Annotated in this window: 9 protein-coding genes; all 9 read left to right on the top strand. The window is 59.5% G+C overall.

Annotated elements, in window-relative coordinates; translation table 11 throughout:
- Positions 1-265: 265 nt before the first annotated feature.
- The 9 genes from EV660_RS12130 (at position 266) to EV660_RS12090 (ending at position 9,748) form a co-directional block, all read left to right on the top strand.
- Positions 266-1,306: a TRAP transporter substrate-binding protein gene (locus tag EV660_RS12130; protein WP_071480263.1), complete on the top strand. Its 1,041-nt coding sequence runs from the start codon at positions 266-268 to the stop codon at positions 1,304-1,306.
- A 10-nt stretch (positions 1,307-1,316) separates the two neighbouring features.
- Positions 1,317-1,823 (top strand): TRAP transporter small permease, encoded by a 507-nt coding sequence (locus EV660_RS12125; RefSeq protein ID WP_071480262.1) that lies wholly within the window; start codon positions 1,317-1,319, stop codon positions 1,821-1,823.
- Positions 1,820-3,130 carry a TRAP transporter large permease gene (locus EV660_RS12120; RefSeq protein ID WP_071480261.1) on the top strand — a complete coding sequence of 437 codons (1,311 nt, stop codon included), beginning with the start codon at positions 1,820-1,822 and terminating at the stop codon, positions 3,128-3,130. Before EV660_RS12125 ends, EV660_RS12120 begins: the two co-directional genes overlap by 4 nt.
- A 159-nt stretch (positions 3,131-3,289) precedes the next feature.
- Positions 3,290-4,498 carry an amino acid ABC transporter substrate-binding protein gene (locus tag EV660_RS12115; RefSeq protein WP_071480260.1) on the top strand — a complete coding sequence of 403 codons (1,209 nt, stop codon included), beginning with the start codon at positions 3,290-3,292 and terminating at the stop codon, positions 4,496-4,498.
- 63 nt (positions 4,499-4,561) lie between these two features.
- A complete protein-coding gene (locus tag EV660_RS12110) occupies positions 4,562-5,431 on the top strand; it encodes a branched-chain amino acid ABC transporter permease (RefSeq protein ID WP_071480259.1) in 870 nt (289 codons plus the stop codon).
- Positions 5,428-6,354, top strand: a complete 927-nt coding sequence (locus tag EV660_RS12105; protein WP_071480258.1) for a branched-chain amino acid ABC transporter permease — start codon at positions 5,428-5,430, stop codon at positions 6,352-6,354. Before EV660_RS12110 ends, EV660_RS12105 begins: the two co-directional genes overlap by 4 nt.
- Positions 6,354-7,088, top strand: coding sequence for an ABC transporter ATP-binding protein (locus tag EV660_RS12100; RefSeq protein ID WP_071480257.1), 735 nt, complete (start codon positions 6,354-6,356; stop codon positions 7,086-7,088). The genes EV660_RS12105 and EV660_RS12100 overlap by 1 nt, the downstream gene beginning before the upstream one ends.
- A complete protein-coding gene (locus EV660_RS12095; RefSeq protein WP_071480256.1) occupies positions 7,081-8,274 on the top strand; it encodes an ABC transporter ATP-binding protein in 1,194 nt (397 codons plus the stop codon). The genes EV660_RS12100 and EV660_RS12095 overlap by 8 nt, the downstream gene beginning before the upstream one ends.
- A gap of 1 nt (position 8,275) precedes the next feature.
- Positions 8,276-9,748: an aldehyde dehydrogenase family protein gene (locus EV660_RS12090; protein WP_071480255.1), complete on the top strand. Its 1,473-nt coding sequence runs from the start codon at positions 8,276-8,278 to the stop codon at positions 9,746-9,748.
- Positions 9,749-9,751: the final 3 nt, after the last annotated feature.

Raw genomic sequence — 9,751 nt, 5'->3', positions numbered from 1 at the left:
AAAATGCTGATATAATAACGCCCCGAAACAACGGCATCGCAGTTGCCACCGTCAGAATACGCAAGTCAGCCGCTCGAATTAACCCTGAGGTTCAGAAAAATGGACAAAAATATAATTGAAAGCATGGGCAAACGCATCGTATCCTGCGCGCACAGGCCGGGTAGAAACGTATTCGTACGGCAGCGAGATGCGCGGGCTTGCTTCGGGGAAAAGCAGGCACACCTGCCGCACACTTCTTGAGACAGATATAACCGGGAGGAAGACAATGGAACTTTCACGCAAGACAACAGCAGCCCTGAGGGCCACAAGCGCAGCGACAGCAATCGCAGTGGGGATGTTCGGCGCATCGTTTGCCAGCGCACAAACCGAATTGCGCCTGCACACCTTTGTTGGGCCCAGCCACATCATTTACACTAATATTCTGGAGCCTTTGGCCGCAGAGATCGAAGAAAGATCTGGTGGAGAACTGACCCTCACCCTTTATCCGTCCATGCAGTTGGGTGGCGGTGCGCCGCAACTGATCCGGCAGGCGCAGGAAGGCACCGTGGATATGGTGTTCAGCCTGCCCGGCTACACCTCGCCACAATTTCCACGCACACAGATGATCGAACTTCCGGGCCTGTCGGAAGATGGCGTGGCCTCGACCACTCTGATGTGGGAGTTGCTGGAGAACGGGTATCTGGACCCTGAATTCGACGGACTGAAGGTTCTGGCGCTCTGGGCAGCGGATGATGCGGGCATCTACACCCGTGAACGGCCGATCCGTGCGATGGAAGATATCGAGGGCATGATCTTGCGCTCGCCATCAGCGGCACAGGCGGGCCAGATCGAGGCTTTGGGCGGCACTCCGGTCGCGATGCCGATCACCGAACTTTACCCCCAGCTTGAGCGTGGCGTCATCGACGGGGCAATGGTGCCATTCACCACGATCCTCGATTTCCGGATGCATGAGGTGGCGAATTACTACACGCTGACCGGACCGATCTTTGGCCGCTCGCAATTTACCGTGGTAATGAATGAGGGCAGCTATAACAACCTGTCGGAAGAACATCAGGCGATCCTTGATGACCTGACCGGGATCGAGCTAAGCCGCCGCGCCACCGAAGCCTATCTGGCCCGCGCGGATGAAAGCGTTGAATTCGTGCGCAACGACTCCAGCAAGGAAGTGATCGAATTCTCGGAAGAGGAGCAGGCACGCGTGCTCGAAGCGCTGTCACCGATCTATGCCGAATGGGCCGCCGAGATGGAAGCGCAAGGCATTGATGGCCGCGCCCTTCTTGCCGTTGCCGGCATCACACTGGACTGAGTAGAGGCCCATGCTGGCACAGATCGAACGTTGGTTTGAACGCCTTTTGCGCTTCATCGCCTATGGCGGTGGTCTGGTGCTGGCCGGGTTGATGTTGCTGGTTATCTACGAGATTACCATGCGCTACTTCTTTGGCCGCCCCTTTCGGGGCGGCTATGAATTGACCGAACTGGCGATGTCGTTGATCGTGGCGCTTGGGTTTCCCTATACCGCGATCACCCGCGGGCATGTAACCGTTGACCTGCTGGGCCGCTGGCTGGATCAGCCGGTGTTTCGCTGGCTGACAGCCCTAGTGCATCTGGTTGGTGCCGCGTTCCTTGCCTATGTCGCATGGCGTGCATGGCTATATGCTGCAGGCAGCTTGCGCTGGTCCGATGTCACAAACATGATGCGTATCCCCAAGCATCCGTTTCAGTTTGCCGTTGCCATTTCACTTGGGCTGTTTGCCCTTGTTCTGGCGCTCGAAGGTCTCAAGACGCTGTTCCCCTCCAGCGCTGAAAGACAGGAAATACAATGACACCACTCATGGCCGGTCTGGTCGGCTTTCTGGCGCTGTTTGCCCTGCTCGCCTTGCGCGTTCCCATTGGCCTTGCAATGATGGCTGTGGGCGCGGGCGGTATTGCCATTCTGAATTCACCGACGGCCGCGTTGAATGTCATGGGGTCATTTCCCTATAGCTATTCGGCTGTATTCAGCCTGAGTGTTGTTCCCCTGTTTATCCTGATGGGCGCTTTTGCCACCGTCTCGGGCATGGGACAGGGGTTGTATCGCACGGCCTATAGCTGGGTCGGGCATCGGCGCGGGGGGCTTGCCTCAGCCACAATCATTTCCTGCGCGGGGTTTGCAGCCTTGTCCGGGTCCTCGATCGCGGCAGCCGCAACAATGGGCAAGGTCGCCCTGCCCGAGATGGAACGTTACAAATACGATTCCGGCCTTGCCACCGGCGCAATCGCCGCGGGCGGGACGCTGGGCATTTTGATCCCGCCTTCGACGGTGCTGATTGTCTATGCCTTGCTGACCGAACAATCCGTGGGCCGCCTGTTTCTGGCAGGCTTCCTGCCCGGGCTGTTGCTGACGCTGCTTTTCGTCGCCACTGTCATGCTGGTGTCGCGGCTGAACCCAGCCGCAGGCCCGGCTGGTCCCAGAACCAGCTTTGCCGAACGGTTCCGCGTGTTGGGCAATTCCGGGGCGCTTCTGTTCATCGTAACCATCGTGATTGGTGGCATCTATACCGGTATCTTTACAGTCACCGAAGCGGCCTCGGTGGGGGCGTTCCTAACCTTTCTGCACGCGCTGTGGTCCGGCAACATGACCATCTCGCGCTTTTTCGAAGCGCTGCTGAGCACGATCAAAACCACCTCAATGGTGTTCTTCATCCTGATCGGCGCGCATTTCTTCGCCCCCTTTCTGGCGCTGACGCGTATCCCCGTCAATCTGGCGGCGGCCGTGGGCGAATTGGCGGTCCCTGCTTTGGGTATCTTGCTGATCATCATCGCGCTTTACATCATTCTGGGCACATTCATGGAAGGGTTCGCCATGCTGGTGCTGACGGTGCCCATCGTTCTGCCCGTCATTCTGGCACTTGGTTACGATCCGATCTGGTTCGGCATCGTCATGGTGGTGGTCGTCGAAATGGGGCTGATTTCGCCGCCTGTGGGGATGAATGTCTTTGTGGTGAAAGGAGTGGCGCAGCATGTGCCCCTGTCCAAGATCTATCGTGGCATCATTCCATTCTGGCTGGCGATGGGGGTTTGTGTGTTCTTGTTGATCCTGTTCCCCGAGATTGCGCTGTATCTGCCCAACACGATGATGGGCCGGGGCTGATTGGCGGCATAATAACCCTGAAGTTAAACAAAGCAGGAAACAATATAATTGCCTGCAAGAAGAGAGAGGCCATAATTAGGCAGGTAAATGCCAGGCAAGAACCGAAACTGTTTGTCTGTGTGACCGGAAATCCGGCACGCTTTTGGGAGGAGTAGACAGATGAAACGTAGATCACTGATGATGGGCGCGGCTACCGCGGCTATACTGGCCGCCGGTATCACCGCCGCTCAGGCGCAAGATACAATCCGCCTTGGCGCTGCAGCGCCCAAGACCGGACCGCTTGCCGGTGGGGCGGATGTAACCCACTGGCCTGCAGTGCGCCTATGGGTGCACCTGACGAATGAGGCGGGGGGGCTTCAGCTTGCTGATGGGCCAGCGCTGATTGAATTGATCGAATATGACGATCAAACCAACCCGCAGCAGGCCATTCAGGCCGCGCAACGCATGGCCACCCAAGACCGCGTCGATTTCATGGTTGCGCCCTATTCGACCGGGCTGAACCTTGCCGCCGCGCCGATCTTCAGCCAGTTGGGCTACCCCCAGATCACTGGCACCAATGTCACCAACCAGCAGCCAGAGCTGTCGGCACAATTTCCCGGCATGTTCTTCGTTCTGGGCCGGACAGGTGTGATGGCCGAGGACACGGCGCAGGTGCTGGTCGATCTGCGCGAATCTGGTGAAATCGGCAGCCGCGTCGCGCTGGTGAATGTGGCCGATGCCTTCGGCATTGAGATGGCCGGAATTTCGCGCGCTGTTCTGGAAGAAAACGGCTTCGAGATTGTGTATCAGACCTCTTACCCGCTGGGCACGCAGGATATAGCGCCCATCATTGACGGTGCCCGCGCGGCAGAGCCTGACGCCTTTATCGCATGGTCCTATCCGGGCGATACATTTGCACTGACAGATCAGGCCATTGTCCAGAACTTCACGCCGAGCGTGTTCTTCACGGCCGTGGCCACGGCTTTCCCATCCTATTATGGGCGCTTTGGAGAGCAGGCCGAAGGAGTGATGGGCATGGGTGGTGTGAACCCTGATGATCCAGCCTTTCAGGCCTTTGCCGAAGCTCATACCGAGTTGAGCGGTCAGGGACCGGATTTCTGGGCCTCTGCCTCGACCTATGCCACGCTTGAAATCCTCGGACAGGCGATAGAGGCGACAGGGTCCAAGGACCGGGCTGTGGTGATGGAATATCTGCAAGACAACTCCAACACCTATGAAACCGTGCTTGGTCCGGTCCAGTTCAACGAGATGAACGATAACGAGCGGTACTGGACTGTAGGCCAATGGCAGGATGGCGTGTTCCGGGGCGTAGCCGCGCGTGGGCGCGATGGCGTGTCTGACGTGATCCTGAAAGACGGCTGGGACTAATCCCCACACAGCGCGCGGGGACAGACCCGCGCGCTGATTGCTGCCAAGCAGAACGAGAGTGCGATGTTCTTCATCCTGATCACCGGCCTGTTGCTGGGGGGCACCTATGCGTTGATCGCAATGGGGTTGAACCTGCAATATGGCGTCGCCCGTATCATGAATCTGGCCAATGGCGAGATGCTGGTCGCTGGCGGATTTGCGGCCTTCTGGGTCTATACGGCCGGACAGGTCAGCCCGATTGCGGCGCTGCTGGTCGTCGCGCCACTGGCCTTTGTGGTCAACTGGCTGATCTACCGGATCATGCTGCGCCCACTGGTCAAACGTGCCAAATCGCGCGGCGCGCTGGAGGTGGACAGCATTCTTGCAACATTCGGGCTGTCTTTCGCGCTTGTCGGCATCATGACATGGGCATTTGGTGGCGGGTATTTCAACTACTCTTACCTGTCAGGGCGGCTGGATATATTCGGGTCTTCATACGCACAAAACCGGGTCGTGGCATTTTCCATTGCATCGCTGATCGCCGCCGCACTCTGGCTATGGCTAAGCTATACACGCGCCGGATTGCGGATGCGCGCGGTCGCAGTCAGCCCGGAATCAGCCCGGCTTGTCGGAATTGACGTGCCCGCCGTATCGGCACTGGCCTTCGGTCTTGGCGGGGCGGTTACGGCCTCTGGCGGGGCGCTGATCTCGATGTTCTTCACGCTGGATGCGTCAGTCGGTGTGCTTTTCACGATGAAAGCGCTGATTATTGTCATCATGGGCGGCGTGGGCGATATTCGCGGCACCATCGTCGCGGCATTGATCCTGGGCGTTGCCGAAACTTTCGTTGCCCGCGTTATCGACCCCGGCCTGACACTTGCCGCCGCCTATGTGCTGTTTCTGGGCATTCTGTTGTTCCGCCCGCAGGGCCTGTTCGGAAAGAAACCGACATGAGCATGCGCGATCTTCGCAATCTATTTCTTGCCGCATTGGCGCTTGGGCTTGTTGCCCTGCTGCCGCTATATGACACCGGCTACATCCTCTCCATCGCGACGACGATGGCCATGTTCACAGTGCTGGCCACAAGCTGGGCGCTGTTTTCCGGGCCAACGCATTACATCTCGCTTGCGACAGCGGCCTTTTTCGGGCTGGGCACATTCGTGACCGGCCTGGGCTTTCAAACGCTGCCAATGTGGGTGCTGCCGATCATCGCAGCGGGACTGGGGGCAGTGCTCGCGGCGCTTGTGGGGCTTGTCACATTGCGCCTGTCCGGTGTTTATTTCGTGATCTTCACACTGGGGCTGGCCGAACTGGTGCGCCAGGTGGTGACATGGGTGCAAAACCGTACCGGCCAGCGCGGCATGTATGTGCTGACATCCATCACTGAACGCGACATCTATTGGCAACTGATCGGCATGGCGGCGCTTGTCTTTCTGGTGGGTTGGCTGATCGCGCGGTCGCGTCTGGGCTTTGCCCTGCGCATCATCGGCAATGACGAAACCGTTGCGAAACATTCGGGCATCGACACTGCTGCGGCCAAGGTTCTGCTGTTCATGATCTCGGGCGCAGTGGCCGCTGTGGTGGGGGCGATGATGGCACCGCGTTACATCTATATCGAGCCCTCGACCGCTTTCGCGCCGATCCTGTCCTTTCAGGTGGTTATCATGGCGCTTCTGGGGGGAACGGGGCGGCTTTGGGGACCTTTGGCAGGCGTTATCCCGTTCACGCTGCTGTGGGAATTCATCTCTCGCAACGCGCCCAACCAGACGCTTTTGCTGCTGGGGATTGCGTTTCTGGTGATTGTTTACGTTCTGCCGGGCGGTTTTGTCGGCCTTTATGAACGGCTGCGCCACCGTTTCGGGTCGGGGGGGCATTGATGGCACGCGTGGTTCTGGAAGTGCGCGACGTAACCAAACGCTTTGGCGGGCTGGTGGCCGTGCGCGAGATGGTCTTTGATGTCAACCATAACGAGGTTCTGGGCATTATCGGCCCCAATGGTTCGGGCAAGTCCACGATGATCAACATGATCTCTGGCACCTTCCCGCCCTCATCCGGGTCAATCCGCCTGAACGGGCAAGAGATTGCGGGCAAACCTGCCCACCGCATCGCCCGTCAGGGTGTGGCGCGGACCTTCCAGCTTGTGCGGCTTCTGCCAGAACTCAGCGTGGTCGAGAATGTGATTGCAGGTGCTGCCTTTGGCCATCGCAAGCGCTGGGGAGCCGAGGCAGAGAGTTTCGCCCGCACCCTGCTGGAGCGCGTGGGGCTGGGGCGGCAGATCAACATGCCCGTGTCCAGCCTGACCTATATCAACACCAAACGTGTCGAGCTTGCACGCGCTCTGGCCTGCGAGCCTGAAGTGCTGCTGCTGGATGAATGGCTGGCCGGGCTGAACCCGACAGAGTTGGAGACAGGCATCGACCTTATCAAGTCGCTGCGCGACGAAGGACGCACAATCATTCTGGTTGAACATGTGATGGACGCAATTCGTAGCCTGTGCGACCGCTGTGTGGTCATGTCTTCGGGGGCCAAGATCGCCGAAGGCACCCCTACTGAGGTGCTGGCCGATGAAGAAGTGATCCGCGCGTATCTGGGGGCTGACGAGGATGCTTGAGGTCAAGGGACTAAGCGCCACCTATGGCAAGCACCGCGCGCTTGACGGGGCATCGCTGCATGTCGCGCCGGGCGAGATTGCAGTTATTCTGGGCACCAATGGCGCGGGCAAATCCACGCTTCTCAAATCCATTGCAGGCATCTGCGAAGGGCGCGTCAGCGGGTCGGTTACCATGTCAGGCGAGGCCCTTCTGGGTTTGCCGCCACATAAGGTGGTCGAACGCGGTGTGGCACTGGTGCCAGAAGGGCGCGGCATATTCGGCGATCTGAGCGTGCGCGACAATCTGATGCTGGGGGCCAACCCCGAACGCGCCCGCGAAGATCAGGCGCAGGTCTATGACCGGCTGATCAGCCTGTTCCCCAAGCTGGAAGAGCGCGCGAACCAGATCGCGCGCACCATGTCAGGGGGCGAACAGCAGATGGTCGCGATTGGCCGCGCGATGATGTCCAACCCCGTCATCCTGATGCTGGACGAACCGTCGCTGGGCCTGTCGCCGCTTTTGTCGAAAGAGTTGTTTCAGAACCTGAAGGCCGTGCGCGAAGCGGGACTTGGCATTTTGCTGGTTGAACAGAATGCCCGGCTTAGCCTTGGGATTGCCGATCGCGGATATCTGCTGGAAAATGGTGAGATCCTGCGCGAGGACCGGGCCGAGGTGCTGCGCAATGACCCGGCTGTGCAGGCCGCCTATCTTGGTGGCGGCGGGTCTAAATCCGCACCCCGCCCTGCGGAACTCACCGGCACCGCAACCAAACCCGCCGCACCCAAACCCGCCTCTGTCACGGTGCGGCCAAAGCCTGCAAAAAGCATATCAGCGGCCGCTATTTCAGGTGTGGATATGAACGCCCTGCTTGCGCGTGCCAGCGCCCGACCCGAACCCAAGACAGTGCCCCGCGCGGCCCCTGCTTCTGTCAAGCGGACCACGGCGATGCCGGCGGCGCAAAGCGACAGGCTGCGCGCGGCGCTGACACAGATCGAAACCGCCGCGCGCCAGTGCCGCGCGCCAAACCGCAGCGCCCTGCCCCCGCTGCGCCCCTCGATCCGCGACCGACAGCGCCCTGCGACCACGCCCCACACCGAGGGCGCTCCAACACCACCCGCGACACCTTCGACCAAGCCAGCCGACACCGGCAAGGTGCAAGTCTGGCGCCGCCGCCCCGGCTCGACACAATTCGACAAGGAGATCTGAGATGCTTGATGCGAAAGCCCCCAAAAGCCTACGCGGCATGTATATTGATGGTCAGTGGCGACAAGCTGCGCGCAACTTCGCCGACATCAACCCGAATGATGGCAGCCTGTGGGCCGAAGCACCCGATGGCACCCGCGCCGATGCCCGCGCCGCAATCGAGGCTGCGCAACGTGCCTTCCCCGATTGGGCCGCGCTGAAATATACCGAGCGCGCGAAACTGGTGCATCACATCGCGGATGTGTTCGAGCGCCGCGCGCCGGACTTCATTGCCGCCGTGCAGGCCGAAGGGGGTGGTTGGTTCGGCAAGGGCGCATTCGAGGCCCATTATATCCCCGAAGTGTTCCGGTCGGCTTCGGCCAGTTGCTATCAGGCGTCAGGTGAAATCCTGCCCAGCGAATATGGCAAACTGTCCACGGCGCAGCGTTTCCCGATGGGTGTGATCTCGGTCATCAGCCCGTGGAATTTCCCCGGCATCCTGACCGCGCGCGGCTTCGCATTTGCTTTGGCGGCGGGCAATACAATCGTGCTTAAACCGTCCGAGGACACACCCTATCTGGGCGGTATTTTCTTTGCCGAAGTGCTGGAAGAGGCGGGCATTCCCGCAGGTGTTTTCAATGTCATCACCTGTTCACGCGAAAGCGTGGCCGAGATGGGCGACGAGATGGTGGAAAACCCGCTGGTCAAGGGCGTGTCCTTTACCGGCTCGACCCCGGTGGGGCGCGCGATTGCGGCCAAGGCAGGCGCACATCTGAAAAAGGCCTGTGTGGAACTTGGTGGCAAGGACAGCCTGATCATTCTGGAAGATGCCGATATGGAACGCGCCACACAGGCGGCCAATTTCGGCAGTTTCATGCATCAGGGCCAGATCTGCATGAGTGTTGAAAAAGTGTTGGTGCATGAGAAAATTTATGATGAGTTTCTGGAAAAATTTGCGGCCCGTGCAGCAAAATTGAAAGTTGGCGATACAGCCGACAAGGCCAATGTCATTGGTCCGCTGATCAATGACAGGCAGGTTGAACGGGTCAAGGCGCAGCTTGACGATGCCATCGCCAAGGGCGCGCAGATCGTCGTGGGCGGTGGGATCAAGGGCCGTTTTGTGGAACCCACGATCCTGACCAATGTCACCCCCGATATGCTGGTCTATCAGGATGAAACCTTCGGCCCAGTTGTGCCGGTTATACCCTTCGCCACGGATGACGAGGCCATCGCCCTAAATAATGACACGGAATATGGCCTGTCTGCCGGGATCATCACGCAGGATGAAGCCCGCGCGCTTGCAATGGCGCGCAAACTGGAAACCGGGATGTGCCATGTGAATTGTTCCTCGGTGAATGATGAACCGCATGTGCCCTTTGGCGGGTCGAAGGCGTCGGGTCTGGGGCGGCATGGCGGGCGCTGGTCGATCGAGACATTTACCGAAACCCGCTGGATCACCCTTGATCGGGGCGGTCGGCCCTTCCCGCCGGTGTTCTGACCC

This window comes from Roseinatronobacter bogoriensis DSM 18756 (genome assembly GCF_004366635.1).
Lineage (GTDB): Bacteria > Pseudomonadota > Alphaproteobacteria > Rhodobacterales > Rhodobacteraceae > Roseinatronobacter > Roseinatronobacter bogoriensis.
This window is presented reverse-complemented; position numbering and strand designations above follow the sequence as displayed.

Bases quoted from the DNA above. Each gene is read 5' to 3' on its own strand.
- EV660_RS12130 (WP_071480263.1), top strand. From the start codon at position 266: ATGGAACTTTCACGCAAGACAACAGCAGCCCTGAGGGCCACAAGCGCA.
- EV660_RS12125 (WP_071480262.1), top strand. From the start codon at position 1,317: ATGCTGGCACAGATCGAACGTTGGTTTGAACGCCTTTTGCGCTTCATC.
- EV660_RS12120 (WP_071480261.1), top strand. From the start codon at position 1,820: ATGACACCACTCATGGCCGGTCTGGTCGGCTTTCTGGCGCTGTTTGCC.
- EV660_RS12115 (WP_071480260.1), top strand. From the start codon at position 3,290: ATGAAACGTAGATCACTGATGATGGGCGCGGCTACCGCGGCTATACTG.
- EV660_RS12110 (WP_071480259.1), top strand. From the start codon at position 4,562: ATGTTCTTCATCCTGATCACCGGCCTGTTGCTGGGGGGCACCTATGCG.
- EV660_RS12105 (WP_071480258.1), top strand. From the start codon at position 5,428: ATGAGCATGCGCGATCTTCGCAATCTATTTCTTGCCGCATTGGCGCTT.
- EV660_RS12100 (WP_071480257.1), top strand. From the start codon at position 6,354: ATGGCACGCGTGGTTCTGGAAGTGCGCGACGTAACCAAACGCTTTGGC.
- EV660_RS12095 (WP_071480256.1), top strand. From the start codon at position 7,081: ATGCTTGAGGTCAAGGGACTAAGCGCCACCTATGGCAAGCACCGCGCG.
- EV660_RS12090 (WP_071480255.1), top strand. From the start codon at position 8,276: ATGCTTGATGCGAAAGCCCCCAAAAGCCTACGCGGCATGTATATTGAT.